The sequence below is a fragment of the Mobilitalea sibirica genome, from assembly GCF_015999265.1.
In the GTDB taxonomy this organism is placed as follows: domain Bacteria; phylum Bacillota; class Clostridia; order Lachnospirales; family Lachnospiraceae; genus Mobilitalea; species Mobilitalea sibirica.
Genome location: NZ_JAEAGR010000003.1, coordinates 284,581 through 306,701 on the forward strand (window position 1 = coordinate 284,581; position 22,121 = coordinate 306,701).

15 protein-coding genes are annotated in these 22,121 nt (G+C 36.9%); all 15 read left to right on the forward strand.

The window, feature by feature from the left end:
* Positions 1-203 precede the first annotated feature (203 nt).
* The 15 genes from I5677_RS04865 (at position 204) to I5677_RS17415 (ending at position 22,027) form a co-directional block, all read left to right on the forward strand.
* Positions 204-629 carry a PTS sugar transporter subunit IIA gene (locus tag I5677_RS04865; protein WP_197660446.1) on the forward strand — a complete coding sequence of 142 codons (426 nt, stop codon included), beginning with the start codon at positions 204-206 and terminating at the stop codon, positions 627-629.
* Positions 630-680: 51 nt separating this feature from the next.
* The gene (pfkB, locus tag I5677_RS04870) at positions 681-1,619 is read left to right on the forward strand and encodes a 1-phosphofructokinase (protein ID WP_197660447.1); all 939 of its coding nucleotides are present in this window, start codon (positions 681-683) and stop codon (positions 1,617-1,619) included.
* 26 nt (positions 1,620-1,645) lie between these two features.
* Positions 1,646-2,905: a zinc-binding dehydrogenase gene (locus I5677_RS04875; protein ID WP_197660448.1), complete on the forward strand. Its 1,260-nt coding sequence runs from the start codon at positions 1,646-1,648 to the stop codon at positions 2,903-2,905.
* 99 nt (positions 2,906-3,004) lie between these two features.
* On the forward strand, positions 3,005-3,268 hold the full coding sequence (locus I5677_RS04880; protein ID WP_197660449.1) for an HPr family phosphocarrier protein: 264 nt from the start codon (positions 3,005-3,007) through the stop codon (positions 3,266-3,268).
* Between the two features lie 37 nt (positions 3,269-3,305).
* Positions 3,306-4,991, forward strand: a complete 1,686-nt coding sequence (ptsP, locus tag I5677_RS04885) for a phosphoenolpyruvate--protein phosphotransferase (protein ID WP_197660450.1) — start codon at positions 3,306-3,308, stop codon at positions 4,989-4,991.
* Between the two features lie 391 nt (positions 4,992-5,382).
* Positions 5,383-6,786, forward strand: coding sequence for a VanW family protein (locus tag I5677_RS04890; protein WP_197660451.1), 1,404 nt, complete (start codon positions 5,383-5,385; stop codon positions 6,784-6,786).
* Positions 6,787-7,496: 710 nt separating this feature from the next.
* On the forward strand, positions 7,497-8,822 hold the full coding sequence (locus I5677_RS04895; RefSeq protein ID WP_197660452.1) for an MATE family efflux transporter: 1,326 nt from the start codon (positions 7,497-7,499) through the stop codon (positions 8,820-8,822).
* Between the two features lie 274 nt (positions 8,823-9,096).
* Positions 9,097-9,456, forward strand: a complete 360-nt coding sequence (locus tag I5677_RS04900; protein WP_197660453.1) for an ArsR/SmtB family transcription factor — start codon at positions 9,097-9,099, stop codon at positions 9,454-9,456.
* A gap of 7 nt (positions 9,457-9,463) precedes the next feature.
* The gene (locus I5677_RS04905; protein ID WP_197660454.1) at positions 9,464-11,641 is read left to right on the forward strand and encodes a heavy metal translocating P-type ATPase; all 2,178 of its coding nucleotides are present in this window, start codon (positions 9,464-9,466) and stop codon (positions 11,639-11,641) included.
* 161 nt (positions 11,642-11,802) lie between these two features.
* Positions 11,803-15,630 carry an Ig-like domain-containing protein gene (locus I5677_RS04910; protein WP_197660455.1) on the forward strand — a complete coding sequence of 1,276 codons (3,828 nt, stop codon included), beginning with the start codon at positions 11,803-11,805 and terminating at the stop codon, positions 15,628-15,630.
* A 471-nt stretch (positions 15,631-16,101) separates the two neighbouring features.
* On the forward strand, positions 16,102-17,787 hold the full coding sequence (gene recN, locus I5677_RS04915; RefSeq protein WP_197660456.1) for a DNA repair protein RecN: 1,686 nt from the start codon (positions 16,102-16,104) through the stop codon (positions 17,785-17,787).
* A 172-nt stretch (positions 17,788-17,959) separates the two neighbouring features.
* Positions 17,960-19,243, forward strand: a complete 1,284-nt coding sequence (gene spoIVB / locus I5677_RS04920; protein ID WP_197660457.1) for a SpoIVB peptidase — start codon at positions 17,960-17,962, stop codon at positions 19,241-19,243.
* A 623-nt stretch (positions 19,244-19,866) separates the two neighbouring features.
* On the forward strand, positions 19,867-20,667 hold the full coding sequence (spo0A, locus tag I5677_RS04925; RefSeq protein WP_197660458.1) for a sporulation transcription factor Spo0A: 801 nt from the start codon (positions 19,867-19,869) through the stop codon (positions 20,665-20,667).
* A 283-nt stretch (positions 20,668-20,950) separates the two neighbouring features.
* Positions 20,951-21,136: a hypothetical protein gene (locus I5677_RS04930; protein WP_197660459.1), complete on the forward strand. Its 186-nt coding sequence runs from the start codon at positions 20,951-20,953 to the stop codon at positions 21,134-21,136.
* Positions 21,137-21,148: 12 nt separating this feature from the next.
* Positions 21,149-22,027 carry a spore coat protein gene (locus I5677_RS17415; protein WP_330617839.1) on the forward strand — a complete coding sequence of 293 codons (879 nt, stop codon included), beginning with the start codon at positions 21,149-21,151 and terminating at the stop codon, positions 22,025-22,027.
* Positions 22,028-22,121 lie beyond the last annotated feature (94 nt).

Sequence of the window (22,121 nt, forward strand, 5' to 3'; positions counted from 1 at the left end):
TGTATTCATTGAAATATAGGGGCTTATGACAGTATAATGTAATTACAGAAGTTGTTAAAGATAAATATAAAAGATGAATAGGATAAATTTGCAGCTTTCGAATAAAATACTGCACAAAAACGACATGTGATCTGAATGACTGATACGGTGAGACGTTTGAATTGTACCTGTTGATATGGACTATAGAGAGAGGATCTGAAAAAATGGAATTACTCAATAAAAACAATATATTTCTTAACTGCAAAGCGAAAGAAAAGGAAGAGGTAATCAGAGAAATAGGCCGGGTTTTATGTAACAGCGGTTATGTGGATGAGAGCTATATCGATGCTATGATAGAAAAGGAGAATATCTTTTCTACCAATATCGGTAATGGCATTGCAATCCCTCATGGGGTAGAAGCTGCCAAAAAAAAGATTAAGAAAGCCGGTATTGCAGTAATGATCTTCCCGGAAGGAACTAAGTGGAACGAGGAGGAAGTAAAGGTGGTAATCGGGATAGCCAGTGCGGGGGACGAGCATCTGGATGTTCTGGCTAATATTGCGGATAATCTTTCTACCGAAGAGGCAGTACAGGATTTGATGAAAAAAAGTGTCGATGAAATATATAATATATTCACCGGTAAGGCGTAGTAGAAGCAGTTAAATTTAGATTTAAGTTTCATCGGGGAGGTTAGTACGATTATGATTATTACAGTTACCATGAATCCGGCAATTGATAAAACAGTCGATTTGGAGCAGCTCGAAAGAGGTGGACTAAATCGCCTAAAGAATGTGATTGTAGATGCAGGAGGAAAGGGAATTAATGTTTCAAAAACAATAAAAGAATTAGGTGGAGATACAATTGCAACCGGTTTTATCGGAGGTAGCGGAGGTATTCTAATTAAGAAGGCATTATCAGAGCAAGAAATTCAAGCTGATTTTATCGAGATTACCAATGAAATCAGAACAAATATGAAGGTCGTGGAACGGGACGGATATGTTACAGAATTAAATGAACCCGGCCCACTTGTAACACAGGATGAATTAAATCAATTGACAGAGAAACTACTCGGATATGCCAATGAAGATTCTTTGTTTATCCTAGCAGGAAGTGTCCCCAATGGTATTCGTAAAGATATCTATAAAGATTTAACCCTTATGTTAAAGGAAAAGAAGGCTAAGGTATTCATTGATGCAGATGGGGAATTATTTATTCATTCACTGGAAGCAGGGCCAACTATAATAAAACCAAATCGGTTTGAACTGGAAAGATACTTTCATAAGGACTACAGAGTGGATGAAGACGAGTTGATTGTAATGGGACAGCAATTATTACAGAAAGGTATTCGTACGGTTGCTATCTCTTTAGGTCAGATGGGGGCTTTATTTCTAAATGATAATCAGGTATATAAATGTCCCGGATTAAAGGTAGAAGCTCATTCAACCGTAGGGGCAGGAGATGCTATGGTGGCAGCGTTAGCCTATGGTTTAGATCAGGGTCTGGAATTAACAGAATGTATGAAATTAGGAATGGCTGCATCCGCAGGTGCAGTAACAACTCATGGAACCAAGCCACCGAAGAAAAGCTTGGTGGAGGAGTTGCTTGGTCAAGTTAAGGTAGTTCGTATTGACGCTATATAAGCTAACACAGATGGGAGAGAGATGGTATGAAAACAAGAGCGGTCAGAATGTATGGGATGGATGATTTGAGATTAGAAGAATTCGATTTACCGGAGATAAAAGACGATGAAATATTAGTCAAGGTAATCAGTGACAGTATTTGCATGTCTACTTATAAATTAGTGAAGCAAGGAAAAAAACATAAGCGGGCACCACAAAACATTGACACCAATCCGATTATTATCGGTCATGAATTTGCCGGAGATATCGTAAAGGTAGGTTCAAAGTGGGCACATCAATTTAAGCCGGGTCAAAAATTTGCCCTACAACCAGCACTTAATTATAAAGGAAGCTTAGCTTCCCCGGGTTATTCCTATGAATACTTCGGAGGTGCCTGTACCTATTGTATTATTCCGCAGGAAGTTATGGAACTTGGTTGTTTATTAAATTATGACGGCGAAAGTTATTTTGAAGCTTCTCTTGGGGAACCTATGAGTTGTATCATTGGTGGATATCATGCCAATTATCATACCAATAAGCAAAATTATCATCATGAGATGGGAGTAAAAGCCGGTGGAAATCTGCTAATTATGGGAGGTTGTGGTCCTATGGGGCTTGGCGCCGTAAGTTATGGTTTGTGCATTGAGAATAAACCGAAACGGTTGGTGGTTACGGATATCAGTGATGATAGAATCAATAGAGCCAGAGAGGTTATATCCGAAGAAACGGCTGCAAAAAGCGGTGTTGAATTAATCTATGTGAATACACAAACGATGGAAAATCCCGTCAAAGAGTTGAGGGCACTTACAAATGACCATGGATATGACGATGTATTTGTCTATGTACCGATTCGCCAAGTAGCAGAAATGGGAGATTCTCTATTAGCGTTTGACGGATGTATGAATTTCTTTGCCGGACCTACCAATAATCAGTTCAAAGCAGAGATTAACCTATATAATGTACATTATACAAGTACTCATATCATAGGAACAACCGGTGGCAATACGGATGATTTGGTGGAAGCAATTGATTTGGCATCAAAGAAATTAATCGAACCGGCTGTTATGGTAACACATATTGGTGGTATTGACAGTATTGCAGAGGCTACATTAAAGCTACCTGAGATACCCGGTGGTAAAAAACTAAATTATACACAATTTAATATGCCCTTGACAGCAATCGAGGATTTTGAAGAATTAGGGAAAAACGATCCGTTATATAACAAGCTTTCGCAAGCTTGCAAAAGACATAAGGGTTTGTGGAATAGTGAAGCTGAAAAAATTCTATTTGAACATTTTGGAGTATAATAGTTAAAAATGTTTACAGAATACTGCCTAATGAGCATAATAATAAGTGATTAACTAATTTATATTTTGTACTTTTCAAAATAGAAATAGGAGGATAGCATGGTAAGTCAAAAAACAAAAGTAATCAATCCGTCCGGTATGCATGCGAGACCTGCCAGTGAATTGGCTAAGTTAGCTTCAAAATGTGAATCGGATATTACAATAAAGGTTGGGGAGAAAAACATTAACCCCAAGAGTATATTGAATATTATGTCAGCAGCAATACGATGCGGAACCGATATCGTGGTGGAATGCAGTGGTGAAACGGAAAAGGAAGATTTGGCTAAGATAATCGAAGCAATCGAAAGTGGTCTGGGAGAATAAGATGAGAGATTGTCTTAAAGGGCTCATGGAGGTGAATATGAAAACCATACATGTTGAAAGAACTGCTTCAAAAGGAATTGCAATTGGAAAGGCTTATTTGGTGGATAAAACTGATTTAAACATTTCTTATGACACCATTAGAGAACAGGATATTACGAAGGAAATCAGTCGGTTTGAGGCTGCCGTAGCAAATTCTGTGAGGGAGCTAGAGGCTTTGGCGGTCAAAGATAAGATTTTTGATACACATCTGGAAATGATCAAAGACATAACACTGTACGATAGCGTGGTATCAAAAATTAAAGAAAATAGGCAAAATGCCGAAGCTTCATTAGAAGCTGCTATTGCAGAGCTGATTGAGATTTTTGAAGGAATTGAAGATGAGTATATGCGAGAGCGAACAGCAGATATTCGTGATATTAATGAGCGTTTACTCTGTAATCTACAGGGAGTAAAACATAATCCTTTTGAGAATATGAATGAAGAGGCTATCCTGGTAGCGAAAGATCTTTCGCCATCAGATACAGCCTCCTTCAATACAGATTATGTCTTAGGTTTTATCACGCAGGAGGGCGGAATAACCAGCCATGTGTCTATTTTAGCAAAAGGCTTGGGAATACCGGCCTTGGTGGGAGTAAAAGATATTCTTAATCAGATAGAACCAGGGGATACTATTATTATGGATGCGGAGAATGGGAAAATTCTAATTAATCCGGATAATAATACGCTAAGTTTATATGAGAAGGAACGTATTCATCAGCTGAAAAGATCTGAGCAATTGTCACAGTTAAAGGAGCTGCCGGCCATTACAAAGGACGGAAGGAAAGTTAGTTTATGTGCCAATGTAGGAAGCATTCAAGATATCAAAAAAGCGATCGAGTGCGGAATGGATGGCGTAGGACTTTTTCGAAGTGAATTTCTTTATATGGATAACACTCATTTTCCTACAGAAGAAGAACAGTATCTGGTTTATAAAGAGGCAGCACAGTTATCCGGCCCGGAGTTGACGATTCGTACCTTGGATATCGGAGGAGATAAAGCGTTATCCTATTATGAATTTGAGAAAGAAGAGAATCCGTTCTTGGGCTGGCGTGCAATTCGCATTTCTCTTGATTTAAAAGATATGTTTAAGACTCAGTTAACTGCCATCTTACGGGCCAGTGCCTATGGAAAGGTTCGTATTATGTTTCCTATGATTATATCAATGGAAGAGCTGCGTATGGCAAAAGAACTTTTAGAGGAATGCAAAAAAGAACTAGATAATAAAAGCATATCCTATGATAAGGAAATAAAAGTTGGTATTATGATAGAAACTCCGGCGTCGGTTCTACTGGTTGAGGATTTTGCTAAAGAAGTGGATTTCTTTAGTATAGGGACTAATGACTTAACGCAATATCTGCTTGCGGTTGACAGAGGTAACAATAAAATATCTAAGCTGTATAATTCATTTCATCCGGCAGTTTTGCGAAGCATAAGACATGTGATTAGAGCGGGGCATAAGAATAATATTACAGTTGGTATGTGTGGTGAATTTGCCAGTGACATACGAGCAGCGAAATTATTACTAGGTCTTGGTTTGGATGAGTTTAGTATGTCCTATAGAGAGATACCGGAGATGAAGAATATGATAAGAAATAATTCATATGAGGAAGCACAAGCCGTAGCTGAAAAAGTATGTGAAAAGATTACAATTAGGGAAGTATATGAGGTGTTAGGGTTTTCTTAGTCAATGGAATCAAAGGATATTCATTCTATGTCCTATTCTGTTAAATATGGACTATCAATAAGTATGAGTATATCATTTAGGAATACCTTCTGACCGGTCTTTTGGTTTACCGGTCAGAAGTTTTTTAGTGTATAGATGTCCATCATTTATGAAAACCTGCTGGTCGGTCATTGGGATTATTATCGGTCTGAAGGTTTTGTTTGAAACAATAGACATTTGGACCATACGATTTCATTCGGTCTTTTACATCCGCTAAAATAAGATTGATTCTAATAAACATAACAAAGGATTCTCTTGAAATATCGTAATATTATGATACAATTAGGAATACAGATAAAGTCGCATTTAATGATTGTATTTAAAACCTATCTTAATGGTTAGGAGGGTATGAATGAACAAAAAAAGAATCATCACAACTGCATTGTTTTCTATCATAATTATCTTTGTATTTAGCGTCAATACTTATAACACATCTGCAGCGGAGAGTGTTAAGAGAATACATAATGGCGTGTTCATAGATACGGTTAATATTAGTGGTATGACCCAGGCGGAAGCGGAAGAAGCGGTTTCTGATTTTTTAACAGAGCTTCAAAAGAAAGAAATTGCGATCCAGGTTGGAAGTAAAGTGGTATATAGCACCATGGGAGAACTAGGTTATACATATGAGCCGAATAATTATATTAAGCAGGCTTTAAGATTGGCTACTTCAGGGAATGTCATTAAAAAATATAAGGATATTAAGGATATTGAGCACGGTAACATTATCTATCCTCTTACATTTTCCTTCGATGAAAACAGGCTACGTGAGCTAATCGCCGGAGAGGTAAGTTATTATAATATAGAGCCGGTGAATGCAACATTCTCAAGAAAAAACAATGAATTTGTATATGTCGATCACGTGATTGGAAGCAAGGTTGATGTAGATCAGACCTTTGAGTTGATTAGGCAAAATATTAATAGCTGGAATCGCCTTGATATGTTTGTGGAAGCGGTTATGGTTGATGATATGCCGGCTTATACAAGAGAGGATCTGGAGAATAGCAACTCTATCTTAGGTGAATTTACAACTGAGTATACGTCCTCCGCGGAAGGCAGAGCTGCCAATCTGGCTAATGGAGCCAGACTTATGAATAACACGGTGTTATATCCCGGGGAGACCTTTTCTACGATTGATGCCTTGATGCCCTTTACTTATGAAAATGGTTATTTTGACGCAGGAGCTTATATCAACGGTAGAATAGTTGACGATAATATCGGAGGAGGCGCTTGCCAGGTATCCACTACCCTTTATAATGCATTACTGTTATCGGAAATTGATATAGTTAGTAGACAAGCACATTCTATGACGGTGAGCTATGTACCATTATCCATGGATGCCGCTGTATCCGAAACCGGTGGTAAGGATTTACTATTTAAGAACAACACGGATTTACCTATATTGATTGAAGCATTTAGTAAAGACAGAAAAATCACTTTTCGTATCTGGGGTCATGAAACCAGGGATACAAAAAACAGAACAGTAAAATATGAAAACAAAGTGGTTTCAGAAACTGCTCCACCTTCTAAGGATATTATTACGAAGGATCCTACCCAACCTACGACCTATAAAAAGGTAACACAAAAAGCGAAAACCGGTTATAGGACTGAATTATATAAGGTTGTGTATGAAAACGGTAAGGAAGTTAGCAGAACTAAGATAAATTCCAGTTATTATGCTGCGGAACCAAATCATGTTACAGTAGGTACAAAAGAGGTAAAGAAGGATAATAAAGATAATAAAGATAAGAACGATTAAGAGCTTTAGAAAAAACAATTAATTTTATATACGATATAAACAAATTCAGGGTGTCCTAAAACTATGATGTTTATCATGATTTTGAGACACCCATTTTATTTGGTAAAGGGGGTTATAGTAGCTTATATATTGCAATTGGTCATTTTTACGCATTCAGATATACCTTTATCCATACTTTGCGCACATGTTGCTACATATTGGACCCTTTATTAACAGCCTTACGGGAAACATTATTTGCTGCAAAAGCAGTACTTGATGATAATAACATAATTCCTATCACCGCTGCTTCGAATATTTTTTTCATCGTTTTTCCTCCAAATATAATTTAGTTGTTTTTAACGACTAGATTATAATAACTATTTTTTTTACAGGATTGATGTAGATTGTTTGAATAGGATTGTACTTATAGCCAGAAGTATAGGTTTAATTAAGAAGAATATAGGAGGATAAGAAAGAGACCATGAGATAAAGAATAAAGACAGGGTATGATATTTTATCAACTTGTTTTTTAAGATGACGTGTGATAAACTTACTTACAGAAGAAACAAAAATAAGTTCAAATTGACACAAAACTATAAAATAGGAACTAATTCATAATTGTATAAGTATAATAATAATCAGGGTATACTTTTCACAAGTATACGGGGGAAGCCAACCGACTTGGAAGGTAATCCCCCTTTTCTATTACAATTTTACATAGAGGCGGAGTTATGTTTACCAGAAAAGATCTTATTAGATTAATAATACCTTTAATTATTGAACAAACGCTGGTGGTTTTTGTCGGTATGGCAGACGGCATGATGGTCGCCAGAGTCGGAGAAGCTGCGGTATCCGGTGTATCCTTGGTGGACAGCATTAATATATTACTCATAGGCTTGTTTGCAGCATTAGCTACCGGTGGGGCAGTGGTGTCTGCACAGTATTTGGGTCATAAAGAAGGAAAAAATGCATGTGTAGCCGGGGAACAGTTGATTGCGTCTACCTTAGCTTTGTCACTTTTATTAATGAGCCTTACGTTTTTGGGTAGGGATTTCATCTTAGGATTCTTGTTTGGAGATGTTGCTCCTGATGTAATGGAGAATGCCCGTATTTATCTATTCTATTCTGCTATGTCCTACCCTTTTTTAGCAGTATACAATGCCAGCGCGGCATTGTTTCGCTCCATGGGCAATTCTAAGGTATCTATGAAGATATCCTTTGTAATGAACTTAATTAATGTGTCAGGCAATGCGTTATTTATCTTTGTATTTGATATGGGGGTTGCCGGTGCAGCCATTGCTACTTTACTATCCAGAATGTTTGCTGCGATCACTATGTTTGTGCTTTTAAAAGATAAAACACTGGCGATACACGTTGAAAGAATAAAGGATTTTCGTATACATCCGGCTATGGTTAAGAGAATTTTAAGAATTGGTATTCCCAACGGAATGGAAAACAGCGCTTTTCAGGTTGGTAAGATTTTAGTTCATGGCATTATCGCCGGTTTGGGAACATCCGCAATAACAGCCAATGCAATCGCCGGTACGGTGGGCGGACTTAGCGTGCTTCCCGGCTCGGCCATGTCCCTTGGTTTGATCACTGTGGTTGGTCAATGTGTAGGAGCCTGTGACTTCGACGGGGTGAAGCGTTATACCTATAAGTTGTTGAAGGTTACACACCTGGTGATGGGTGGAATTAATGTGATCATTTTTTTCATGATACCAATTATTTTAAGACTATATAATGTGACAGAAGAGACCTATGGGATTGCTTCTCAGCTGATTACTTACCATTGTGTTCTTTCTACGCTTTTATGGCCAATTTCCTTCACACTACCTAATGCCTTAAGGGCTGCCAATGATGTAAAATTCACCATGTGGATATCCATGGTCTCTATGTGGGTATGGCGAATTGGTTTTAGTTATATATTAGCGATTATATTTGATTTCGGAGTACTGGGAGTTTGGATTGCTATGACGATTGACTGGTTATTTCGTTCGATCTGTTTTATTACCCGTTTTCATAAAGAAAAATACCGAAGCATATCCACGATATAGTGAATACAGGAACGGATATCATTACATTTAAATGTTAAATTTTGGGCTATATACCTCACTTAATTTAGAGAATAAATATAGGAGATGAATGTTAGCCCTTTTTAATAAATAAATATTGATTTAATTTCTAATATACTAGTTGATTTTTTTCTATCTATGGAATATAATACAAGTAAACAGTTGAACAATTATTCAATCGTACAACTGAAATGGTTAATACTAACCTTGTTAAATAGGTATTTAAAAGACTAAGGAGAAAGGAAATGTAGATATAATGGATAATAAAAGTATGCAATGTGATTGTGACGTCATCCACGCAGATGTGGTTGAAGATGTGAAAGAATATATGCCTGAGGAAGAGTTGTTATATGATTTGGCGGACTTTTTTAAGGTATTCGGTGATAGTACAAGAATAAAGATTTTATGGGCCTTGGACCGCTCAGAAATGTGTGTATGTGATCTGGCTGTACTTCTCAATATGACAAAATCAGCGATTTCCCATCAGCTAAAAACCTTGAGACAGGAGAAACTCGTTAAGTCCCGAAGAGATGGTAAAATCATATTCTATTCATTACTTGATGAACATGTAAAAAACATACTGGAAATCGGATTAGAACATATTCAGGAGAGGTAGTGATTATATGGATCATAAGATGGAATTTATATTAGACGGACTTTGCTGTCCTAATTGTGCATCGAAAATTGAAGATGAAGTCGGTAGATTGCCTGAAATATCAGAGGTAAGTTTAAATTTAATAAATAATAAATTAAGTTTTAATGCGAAGGATGATAAGAATGCAGATATTACTGAAAAAATAAAAAAAATTGTAAAATCCCATGAACCATCTATTAAGGTAAAGCAATTGCAGAACAGAATGTCTGGAGCAAAGGCTACAGAACACAATCATGAGCATAACAGTGCGGTAGACGACAGTGTATGGCCATTTGTATTGAGACTGGGACTTGCGCTTTTATTAACCACAGTTTTTTCTTATCTTGATGTAGTACCGGAAATCAAAAATGCTGCTTTTGCCGTTGCATATCTGTTATCAGGTTATGAAATCCTTGTGACATCTGCCAGAAATATAAAAAGAGGACAGATTTTTGATGAGAATTTTCTTATGGGTATTGCGTCCCTTGGTGCGTTTTTTATTGGCGAACAGGTGGAAGCAATTACGGTATTAGTGTTTTATGGTATCGGTGAGTTGTTCCAGGATATGGCCGTGCGAAGATCAAAAAAGAATATTGCAGGCTTAATGGATATCCGTCCTGATTATGCTAATCTGGTGAATGGTGGAAATACACAAGTGGTATCTCCGGATAAAGTTAAGGTAGGAGATATCATCTTAGTTAAACCCGGTGAGAGAATACCACTGGATGGAATAGTTATAAAAGGCAGTAGTTTTGTTGATACAAGAGCACTTACGGGGGAAAGTATTCCCATAGAGGTTCTGAAACATGACGAGGTTTTATCTGGGACTGTTAATACCAGCGGAGTATTGGAAATTAAAGTAACGAAGCCCTTTGGAGAGTCTACGGTTACTAAAATACTGGAATTGGTACAAAATGCCGGAAGTAAGAAAGCCCATAGTGAAAAGTTCATTACAAAGTTTGCCAGATATTATACACCAATTGTTGTATTTACAGCGGTTGGAGTTGCCTTATTCCCTCCCTTATTCGGATTTGGATCATATGCAACCTGGATCTATCGTGCGTTGAGCTTCTTAATTATATCCTGTCCCTGTGCTCTTGTAATCTCAATTCCTATTAGTTTCTTTGGAGGCATTGGCGGAGCTGCTAGACACGGAATTTTAATCAAGGGCGGTAATTATCTAGATGCTTTAAATCATATTGATACCATAGTATTTGATAAAACAGGAACTCTCACAAAAGGTGTTTTTGAAGTATCTAAGGTATATCCGGTTAAAGGGGTAAGTGAATCAGAACTAATCCATCTTGCTGCATTAGCAGAAGGACAATCAACCCATCCAATTGCAAAATCAATCATCTCTTATTATGAGAAAAGAAAATGTAAAGATAAGTCTGGTGATATATTTTCGAATACTAACCTAAGGTCAGAAGATTTATCGGTGGAACAGATAACAGAAAGAGCCGGTTACGGTATCATTGCTAAGACCTCTGTAGGAACTATCTATGCGGGTAACGAAAAACTTATGAAGGAATATAGCATTACACCGGCCATACCTTATAAAGCAGGCAGTATTATTCATGTGGCATTTAATCAAAAATATATGGGATATATTCTGATATCGGATGAGATTAAAAGCAATGTAAAAGAAAGCATGAAGCATTTAAAACAATTTGGAATTAAGAGAACGGTTATGTTAACAGGTGATCAAAGAAAAAGAGCGGAAGAGATTGCTAGGCTGGCAGGAATTGATGAGTTTGCCTCAGAGCTTCTACCCCAGGATAAGGTTGAAAAGTTCCAACAATACAAAGAACATATAGCAGATAAAAGTAAAATAGTATTCATCGGAGACGGAATTAACGATGCCCCGGTATTAGCAGGAGCAGATATCGGCATTGCCATGGGAGGTATCGGGTCAGATGCGGCTATTGAGGCTGCTGATATGGTTATCATGAATGACGATATAGGTAAAATTGTTACAGCCATAAAGATTGCACGAAAGACCAGAAGAATTGTAGCTCAAAATATTGTATTTGCTCTTGGATTTAAATTGGCAATCATGGTCTTGGCGTTTTTGGGGATTACCTCCATATGGTTTGCAATCTTTGCCGATGTAGGCGTTGCCTTGTTAGCACTTTTAAACGCCATGAGGGTGCTTCGTACGAAATAAAGAAAGGTAATAACTAAAAGAATTTTCAAGAATTTATATTATGAGGGAATATGACACATAACTGCCAAAAACTACATTTACAATATAGTTAAAATATACTAAGTAAATGGTTTTAATTGCCGATATATTCTATATGACAAGGTTTCTTAGGAGGTTATGTGATGAGCAAAATGAGAAGATACGGTTTACCAATAATAATAGGGTTGATTTTATCCATAGCATGGTTTTTTTCAATAGATTATAATGCGAAGGCATCGCAGGTTACTTTGCCCGAGGAGTATTTTTTCGTGTTTAACGGCCAACAAAAGAAGGCCGGGACGGAATATGAGATGAAGTCTCCTGAGGTATTGCTGAATATTACAGCCGGAGAGGAATGGATGCCAGATGCAACTGTAAGCTGGGTATCATCAGAAACTGGTGTTGTATCTTTAGAAAACACGACTTACGGATCGAACTTTGTTAAACTGGTTAGAAAAGGTCCCGGATATTCCACCATTACAGCGGTAATCAGTACGGGAACCAGTAGTTATTCATTAAGCTGTCAAGTGAAAGTCGGTCTAGAGTTCGATTCTCAAAAAACTGGTTTAATAACCTCTACCACAACCAAAGAGAGAGTATTGATCTTAGAGAATATAGATGATGAGAAGCAGATTTATCTAAAATATCTGGATTATGTTCCTGTAGATGAGACGGAGACTGTAAGCGGTGCAGCTATTTCTGCTTCCTTACTCTCCTTCACCAGTGACAATGAAGGAGTTGTAACCGTAGATGAGGAAACCGGTAAAATCAAAGCCGTGGGTTCCGGTAGTGCAGAAATTACCGTAACTACCAACACAATGTCCTCCAACGATAGACCAATGGAGATAACCTTAAGAGCTGTGGTTAAACCAACCTTTCGCTTAGCCTATGACGATGCATCAGGAACACACCATGATATAGATTCGGTTGGGAAAGAGAATGAAGTGGGACCGGGCATAGGCGTAGCCCAAGGAGTTCCTTCAGAATTTGTAATTGAATCAAACGCTATGATAGGAACTAATCTGAAATGGGAGGTTCGTGATCTGGATGGTAAAAAGCTATCTCCCGATAGCGATTTGATAAACTACACTGTCAGCGAGATTAGTGGTAATGTAACCTTTACTAACGTAAAGGCAGGAACTTATAAGATATATGCTTTTGCTAATGAAAAATTCACTACAGGTACCAATGCCCCTTATGCCTATATGATGGTGGTTGTTCCGATTAATATTGCAGATAGAAATCTGGTTATGACCGTAGGAGATACTTATAGTGTTCTGGAGAATTCGAATATCCCTGATGTGGATATCTTTAATTATTATGAAACGGATCCTAATATTGCAAGTATTGACATTGAAACAGGTGAAATATCGGCGAATCGAAAAGGACAGACTACAATTCAGCTAACTTATAAATCAGTATCCAATTTATATGATAATGATGTGATCGTAGGGACAATCACCCTGAATATAACAGTAATAGACGGAATCGCGCTAAGTCTAACGAATGCTCATATCTATACCTCCGGAACCGTATTATTACAGGCTCTCGTTACCGATCCTACCAAGGAGATAAGGTGGTTCACCAGTGATGATAAAATCGCTACGGTTGAGGGTGGGCTGGTTACCGGTTTAAAACCGGGTATTGTAACGATAACAGCGCAACAGATTATTAACGGCGTAGCGAAAAAAGCTACCTGTAGGGTAACGGTTCAACAATCGGTGGAAACCGTCACCATTACACCGGCTGAAGTAACAATACCAATTGATGGTTTACAGACTCTCCATGCTACCATTACACCAAAGAATTTAAGCGGTATTACATTAACCTGGAAATCATCAAATGACAATATTGTTGAGATACTAGAGAGTACACCACTTTCAGCAACAATAAGAGGTGTCGAAGGTGGACATGCAGTTATATCTGCCATAAATCAGAATAACATTGTAGTCGGATATACTCATGTACGGATACAGCAACCGGTTACCAGTATAGTCTTATCTGAAACAAATGTTACTTTAGATTTAGCTATGAAAAGAGTACAACTGCGGGCGACAGTTTATCCGGAAAATGCGTTAAATAAGACGGTCCATTGGAGATCAACGGATGAATCAATTGCCAGAGTAGATCAAAACGGACTGGTTACTTTGTTAAATCCGGGTTCGGTATCAATCATCGCTACATCCGATGATAACCCAAGGCTTACGGCAACCTGTAATATGACGATCGAGATTCCGGTGGTATCCGTAGCACTGGATGAGACAGAGAAGACGATGTATGTTGGTCAGTCAACCAGGCTTACTTATCTGGTACTTCCATCCAACGCAAGTAAAAACTCTGTAATCTGGACCTCTACCAATACATCGGTTGCAACAGTTGATAAAACCGGTAAAGTGACGGCTAAGAAACCTGGAACAGCAGTTATTATCCTCAAAACCTTGGATGGCGGTAAATCCGTATATTGTACAATCACGGTTAGGCAGGTAGCCACAGGAATAAAGTTCGATGTTACAGAGCTCGATCTAAAGACCGATGAATACTATTACATAAAAGCAGAACTTTCACCAAAGGACAGTACGGATAATGACTTACTTTGGGAATCAACTGATACGAAGGTTGCGATTGTAGATGCACATGGTAAAGTTACGGCCAAAGAAGCCGGTAACGCGCTTATAATGGCAAGGACGGAAGCAGGCGCAATTGCTTATGCGAAGGTAAATGTAACTCTGCCGGTAGAAGGATTACTTCTTAACTTTTCAGATAAAACGATCTATGTTGGAGATGAATTTGAATTAAAAGTATCCGTATCCCCCAGTGAAGCCTCTGAACTGGGTGTAACTTGGGAAAGTTCTAATACCAGAGTGGCAACAATTGATAAGAACGGTGTAGTAGAAGGTCTTATGGGTGGTACAACAGTCATTACAGCAAAGACTTTGGATGGCGGTTATTCGGCTACCTGTGTAGTGACAGTTTGGGAAAAGGTTACTTCTATTCAATTAGATCACTCCATGTATCGTTTAGGTGTGGGTAAGAGTTTTGTCATAAATGCAGATGTTCTATCTAGCTCCGCTACCAATAAGAAGGTTACTTGGGAATCCAGTAATGAAAAGGTTGCGACAGTCAATAAGAACGGTAAAGTAACCGGTGTAGCCTTGGGATATGCAGTCATTACCGCAACCGCACAGGATGGAAGCGAAGTAGAAGCAAGCTGTGAAGTAGAAGTGGTAAGACAGGTAACCAGATTAACTTTGGATAAAGGTTATGTATCTATGTTTGTTGGTGATAATACAGAGCTGAAGGCTACGATTAAACCGAGTAATGCAACCTATAATGAAGCGGCTTGGTCTTCCAGTGATGAGAGTGTTGCAGTCGTGGATGAAGATGGTGTGGTTTTAGCTTTAAAACCGGGTACTGCAACCATTACCGCGTTTGCTCAAGATAACAGTGGTAAGAGAGCAATGACTTATGTAACGGTAAGCAACCGTATTCCATCAACAGGAATAACAGTTATGGATAAAAAACTTGTAATGGTATCAGGGGAAGACAAGGTAGTCAGAGTCACCCTTAGTCCGGTAGCTTCAACGGATGGTTATAGCTGGAGTACGGATAATGTGGCAGTTGCTCAGGTTGATCCGAAAACAGGTAAAATTACAGCGAGAGCTACAGGTACTGCTATGATAACCGTAATGACAGATTCGGGAAAAACAGCGACCATTGAAGTTACTGTAGTCGGACTTAATTTTACGGAACTGACTCTGGAGCAATATACAACATACAATTATGCATTAAGTGTAGAAGGGGCAACCACGCCAGTTACCTGGAGTATTGATAATCCTGAAATTGCCGTACTTAGGAGAATGAATAATACCAGTACAACAATAAGCTCCAGAGGAACAGGGACTGCTACCATAACGGCTACCGTAAACGGACGAAAGCTGCAATGTAAGATTAAAGTAGTTAAAATAAGTTAAATCGAAATATTATTAAATAATAGCCTATTATTATAACAGAAGAGATATAGTTCCTATTCTTGTTAGTATATGAAGAAACAGATAGTTTTTTGTACTAATAAGGAATCGAGTACTGTTTTGATGTTGATGTGACCCCAATAGGTTAGAGTTTATGGCGTAGCAGTTTTAGACTGCTACGCTATTTCTTTATGCAGCTAAGAAAAAGCAGTTATCTTCCAAGCCGACTTGGGAAGTCATTTGTTTTTTTTAATCAATACAATTTTGCGGAGGATAATGTTAACATAACCAATATTATGGCATACGTTTAGATCCCTTGGTCATAATGAATAAAGAAAACGATAAAACATGTGAAATCCTACAAGGATAGAAAGATAGGATTGATAAAACATTTCCATTATGATACAATGTTTTCAGAACATACGTTTTTAGCATTGAGGATCAGATACCGCAGATAAGATAGGAGGATGTTGTTTGTTAGTCAGTCTTCATGTAAAGAATTTTGCTATTATTAATGAAGTGGAAGTGATATTTAAAGATCACTTGAATATAATGACCGGTGAAACAGGTGCAGGTAAATCCATAATCATTGGATCTATTAATGCTGCCCTGGGTGCAAAGGTTTCAAAAAATATTCTTCGAAGCGGAGCGGATTATGCTTTGGTTGAGATGGTATTTGAAACCAAAGACGAAGCGGTTTTTGATATAATGAAAGAACTGGATTTACCTATCGATGACAACCAAATTATTATATCAAGAAAAATTATGCCCGGAAGAAGTATATGCAAAATTAATGGGGAAAATGTTACAGCAACTGCTCTATCTATGGTTGCCGGAATGCTTATTGACATACATGGACAACATGAGCACCAATCTCTTCTACATAAGGCAAAGCATTTGGAAATTGTAGATCGGTATGCAAAGGATGAAATCGATACCTTAAAACAGGAATTAGTAAAGTGCTATAAGGATTATACTATTATAAAGAACGAATATGAGAAAGCCGGTATTGATGAAGAGAAGAGATTAAGGGAAATCTCTTTTTTAGAGTATGAGGTGAATGAAATAAAGAGTGCAGCACTTGTTCTGGGAGAAGATGATGAACTTGCTATAACTTATAAAAAATTATTTAATGCCAATACAATTGCAGAAGGTCTTCAAAGTGTATATCGTTATACCGGATATGAAGCAAATGCTTCCGGAGATATGATTAGCAGAGCCCTAAGACAACTATTAAAACTGGCAGAATATGATGATTCCATTAGCAGTTTATTATCTCAGGCCACAGATATTGAGGCACTGTTGAATGATTTTAATAGAGACGTATCGCAATATATCTCCGATATGGACAATCATGAAGAAGAACTGGCAGAGGTAACGAAACGTCTTGATTTAATTAATCATTTAAAACAAAAATATGGCAATTCCTTGGAAGGAATTCTTCGTTATTGTCGTGATTGCGAGGAAAAACTGGAAAAATACAATAATTATGATTTATATATGTTAAAGTTAAAAAAATCATTAACCGAGTCGGAAGAGAAACTAAAAGACTTATCCTATAAACTTTCTGATATTAGAAAACAAAAAGCAAAAGAACTTACAGATAAGATTAAAGATGCCTTAATTGCTTTGAATTTTCTTGACGTACAGTTTGAAATGGTCTTTAAACAAAATGATACTTATAGCTCCAATGGAATCGATGATGCTGAGTTTATTATCTCTACTAATCCCGGAGAAACACCGAGACCGTTAGCAAAGGTGGCATCCGGTGGTGAACTTTCCAGAATTATGCTAGGAATAAAATCAGTATTAGCGGATAAAGATGAAATTGAAACTCTTATTTTTGATGAAATAGATGTTGGTATTAGCGGAAGAACTGCACAGAAGGTATCTGAACAGCTTTCTGTAATCGCAAAACATCATCAGATTATCTGTATTACCCATTTGGCGCAAATTGCAGCAATGGCTGATTCACATTATGTGATTGAAAAAAAGACAGATGGAGTTTCTACTCAAACCACCATTAGTAAATTAAACGAGGATGAATCAATCGAAGAAATTGCGCGTATTCTTGGAGGAGCTGAAATAACAGAGCGTGTGACAGAAAACGCAAGAGAAATGAAGGAATTAGCAATTACTACAAAAAAATACAAGCTTTAAATACGAAAAAAGCGAATACTAAAGTTGAGGATATACAATACTATGTATATCCTTTTTTGATGCAAAATAATAGGGCAATCGTTGTCCTATTAAGACCGGTCAAAAATAGTAAGTAAGATAAAATCAGATTGGGAAAATACCTATAGAAAAGAAAATAATATGAGGTGAAAGGATGAGGACCAAGAAAATATACAGAAGAGTACTATTATTTCTTCTAATTATTAATATTTTTGCAATTGTATTCTTTGCGATCTATACAATAGACAAAAGAATTCCTGATGAAATTAAAATACTGGTAGGTACAGAAGAAAGCTTTGATTTTAACATGCCGGTCGAAGCTAATATAGAAACGAAAGACATCGGAGTTATCAGTGTAAATGATCTGAGTGTACCTTCCAATCAGATTAATATTAATCTTAATCGGCCTTTTACCTTGGCATCTTCGCAAACCGGTCAGTATAAAATTAATTTAAAATTATTTGGAATATTTAATTTTAAGAACATATCCTTAGACGTAATTGATACCTTTGAATTAATACCCTGTGGCACACCAATTGGGATTTATGTTGAAACAGATGGTATCTTGGTATTGGGAAGCGGACGTATCACCGGTTCGGATGGTTTGAATTATGAACCAATTAGTAATAAACTAAAATCAGGAGATTATATATTGACCATAAACGGATATTCGGTTAGAAATAAAGAAGAATTAATCAATAGAATACAGGAATGTAATGGAGAAGATATCACACTTCTAATACGAAGGAATAATGAAAAAGTAACTGTGAAAATATCACCGATAGAAACTCCTGGGGGGATATATAAAATCGGAGCTTGGATTAGGGATAATACGCAAGGTATTGGAACACTTACTTTTATATCATCCAACGGTTATTTTGGCGCTTTGGGACATGGTATTACAGATATTGATACCGGTCTATTAATGGAAATTAAGAAAGGCTCTATATATTCTGCGGATATAATGTCAATTATTAAAGGAAAAGAAGGAGAGCCGGGAGAGTTAATCGGAATGATCAGACAAAGTGATAAATATAAACTTGGTGATATTAAGAACAATACTTATCAGGGGATCTTCGGAAATATGAATAAAAATAACAGTAATTTATTAAATGATAAACCCTTAAAAATCGCGTTAAAACAAGAGGTTAAGAAAGGGAAAGCATATATCCGGTGTACAGTCGAAGATAAGGTTAATGATTTTGAAATAGAGATTGAAAGTGTAGATATCAGCAACAATAACCATAGTAAAGGAATTATTCTAAAAATAACGGATGAAAGATTACTGAATTTAACAGGTGGAATTGTACAAGGAATGAGTGGTAGCCCTATTATCCAAAATAATAAGATAATTGGTGCGGTTACACATGTATTTATACAGGATTCAACCAAAGGTTACGGTACTTTTATTGAAAACATGGTAAATAATTTAGAATAAGCAAAACTTTTGTTAAAAAAAGAAGTCGACGAAATATTATAAAATACAAGTTATTTATTAAGTAAGTAACATCATATTTACTGTATATAATTTCCAATTATACAAAATGTTGTGGTTACAGATTTTTCTCAATTTTTTTCAATCTTTTTGCTGTCGAATGGTGCGACAAGAAACAATTGAATGTTTGATTTTATATAGCTATAATTCAGGTATGGTAAAAATTTACAAATTACCATACCTTGTTTGGTGTGAAAGAATTGTATTACCTTTGCCCCTTTAAAAAAGCTTGTATAAACTTGCATACAGTTGTTATGACATGATGTAGAATTCTTGGTTTAAATGCTATTTAATGGCTCAAAATGTAAAATATTAATAACATTAGTCATAATTTGGCATTCATATTTTGGTAATTTTGCTAAAACGATAATTATTGACGCATAATTATGAAAGATATATAATGAATACATAAAACAACATGAAATCAAAATCTATGCCAATAATAACACAAATAGTGTAATTTTAAACACAAATACCAAATAACAAATATTCCATAGGAGCTGGGGTTATAAAAGAAACTATAAGTATGGGAAAAATCAGAAAATGTAATGGAGGTTAGAGAGCAAATGGGTAAGATTAATGTTGCAATTGTGGATGACAATGAGAGGATGGTGAATCTACTAGAGGACATTCTAAAAGAAGATGCTGATATTGAGGTAGTAGGTAAGTCTGAAAATGGAATTGATGCCTTGGAAATGATTAAAGAGAAAAAGCCTGATGTTGTATTATTGGATTTAATTATGCCAAAGTTGGACGGGCTAGGGGTAATGGAAAAGGTAAGAAGGGATTCCGAGTTTAAAAAGAATCCTTCTTTTATTGTTATTACAGCAATCGGTCAGGAAGGTGTTACAGAAAATGCATTTGAGTTAGGTGCAAATTATTATATTATGAAACCGTTTGACAATAATGTTGTACTATCTAGAATAAAGCAGATTAAGGGAGATTACCATAATAAACTGATAGATAACCATAGAGTTAGTGCTTATGAAAATAAGAGCGCATATATGGAAAGAAATTTAGAATCAGATGTAACCAACATTATTCATGAAATTGGGGTTCCGGCACATATTAAAGGATATCAATATTTGAGAGATGCAATTATGATGTCAGTGAATGATACAGAGATGCTTAATTCCATCACAAAGCTTTTATATCCTTCTATAGCAAAACGTCACAAAACGACTCCGAGTAGAGTTGAAAGAGCTATTCGACATGCGATTGAAGTCGCTTGGAGTAGAGGGAAGATGGATACAATAGATGAATTATTTGGATATACAGTAAGTAATGGCAAGGGAAAACCTACGAACTCTGAATTTGTCGCACTGATCGCGGATAAAATCAGATTAGAATATAAGTTAAGATCTTAAAAAAAATACTTCAAATAAATAATAAAAAATAGTAAACAGTAATAAATAAAAAGAAATTTATAAATAAACATACGATGTTAGAGTTCCGGAAGTAATTTCGATAGAATTACTTCCGGAGCTTTTTTTATGATATATAATTTCTCCGAATTTCCTATATCATAAAAAGCCCATATAATTTGATATATTTACAAAAAAATTCGAAAGCTAGTTTGTTATGTACGAATATCTTTTATTTTATTAAGAGATAATAATTTTGTATTACACAGAAAAAGGAGGGTATATTATGGCAAATCTTAATGAGATGGAACTTCAAAATGTAAGACACTTATTACAGTTTGGTGAGTCAGATATTGAAAAGTTCAGCAACTATGCTCAAAACTCACAAGATCAGAGTGTAAAACAATTTTTTCAACAGGCAGCTAGTTCGTGTGAAAAGAACAAACAGACCATATTACAATTTTTACAATAGGAGGAAAATAGAATGATGCAGGAAAAAGCAATGGTATCCGATGCGTTAAATGCAATTAATTCCAGTCTGAAGACTTATACAGATATGATCTCTCAGGCAGATAATTCACAGCTTAGAAGTGCATTACAGCAGATGAGAAATGAAGCAGAACAATCCCAATATCAATTATACCAGTTGGCAAAAACCAAGAATTATTATCAACCGCCTCAACAGGCTTCTCAAAATGAAATAATGAGCTTGAAATCGGTTTTCGGTAGTGGAACAGGAATGAATGCAAGCTCTGGGATGAGTGGTGGAATGAGCGGAAGCTCCTCAAGTATGGGAAGCAGTTCCGGAATGAGTGGAGGTGCCAGTATGAGTGGAGGCATGAGCAACGGTTCCGGTATGAGTGGTGGAATGAGCGGAAGTTCCTCAGGCATGGGAAGTAGTTCCGGAATGAATAGCAGCAGCGGAATGAGCGGAAGTTCCTCAGGCATGGGAAGTAGTTCCGGAATGAATAGCAGCAGCGGAATGAGCGGAAGTTCCTCAGGCATGGGAAGCAATTCCGGAATGAATAGCAGCAGCGGAATGAGCGGAAGTTCCTCAGGCATGGGAAGTAGTTCCGGAATAAATAGCAGCAGCGGAATGAGTGGAAGTTCCTCAGGCATGGGAAGTAGTTCCGGAATGAATAGCAGCAGCGGAATGAGCGGAAGTTCCTCAGGCATGGGAAACAGCTCCGGAATGAATAGCAGCAGTGGAATGAGTGGTTCAGGAATGTCTGGTAGTTCATCTGCTGTTAACTCCGTACAAAGTGCAGGCAAACCGGGAAGTGCGGGTATTGTAGGCAGTAAGGGATATATGTCCTCTCAAGCAGACTCTGTCAGAAGTAAAAAAATAAATCCAATGAGTTAAATTAGTTTGATTTCGAAGATCCCGGTTTCGTATGAGAATATACTTCATACACCGGGGTTTTTACTAAAAAGCTGTGTAAAATTCATGTAAAAAA

What these genes read in the sequence shown, in the direction of transcription:
- I5677_RS04865 (WP_197660446.1), top strand. Translation starts at nt 204, where the DNA reads ATGGAATTACTCAATAAAAACAATATATTTCTTAACTGCAAAGCGAAA.
- pfkB (WP_197660447.1), top strand. Translation starts at nt 681, where the DNA reads ATGATTATTACAGTTACCATGAATCCGGCAATTGATAAAACAGTCGAT.
- I5677_RS04875 (WP_197660448.1), top strand. Translation starts at nt 1,646, where the DNA reads ATGAAAACAAGAGCGGTCAGAATGTATGGGATGGATGATTTGAGATTA.
- I5677_RS04880 (WP_197660449.1), top strand. Translation starts at nt 3,005, where the DNA reads ATGGTAAGTCAAAAAACAAAAGTAATCAATCCGTCCGGTATGCATGCG.
- ptsP (WP_197660450.1), top strand. Translation starts at nt 3,306, where the DNA reads ATGAAAACCATACATGTTGAAAGAACTGCTTCAAAAGGAATTGCAATT.
- I5677_RS04890 (WP_197660451.1), top strand. Translation starts at nt 5,383, where the DNA reads ATGAACAAAAAAAGAATCATCACAACTGCATTGTTTTCTATCATAATT.
- I5677_RS04895 (WP_197660452.1), top strand. Translation starts at nt 7,497, where the DNA reads ATGTTTACCAGAAAAGATCTTATTAGATTAATAATACCTTTAATTATT.
- I5677_RS04900 (WP_197660453.1), top strand. Translation starts at nt 9,097, where the DNA reads ATGGATAATAAAAGTATGCAATGTGATTGTGACGTCATCCACGCAGAT.
- I5677_RS04905 (WP_197660454.1), top strand. Translation starts at nt 9,464, where the DNA reads ATGGATCATAAGATGGAATTTATATTAGACGGACTTTGCTGTCCTAAT.
- I5677_RS04910 (WP_197660455.1), top strand. Translation starts at nt 11,803, where the DNA reads ATGAGCAAAATGAGAAGATACGGTTTACCAATAATAATAGGGTTGATT.
- spoIVB (WP_197660457.1), top strand. Translation starts at nt 17,960, where the DNA reads ATGAGGACCAAGAAAATATACAGAAGAGTACTATTATTTCTTCTAATT.
- spo0A (WP_197660458.1), top strand. Translation starts at nt 19,867, where the DNA reads ATGGGTAAGATTAATGTTGCAATTGTGGATGACAATGAGAGGATGGTG.
- I5677_RS04930 (WP_197660459.1), top strand. Translation starts at nt 20,951, where the DNA reads ATGGCAAATCTTAATGAGATGGAACTTCAAAATGTAAGACACTTATTA.
- I5677_RS17415 (WP_330617839.1), top strand. Translation starts at nt 21,149, where the DNA reads ATGATGCAGGAAAAAGCAATGGTATCCGATGCGTTAAATGCAATTAAT.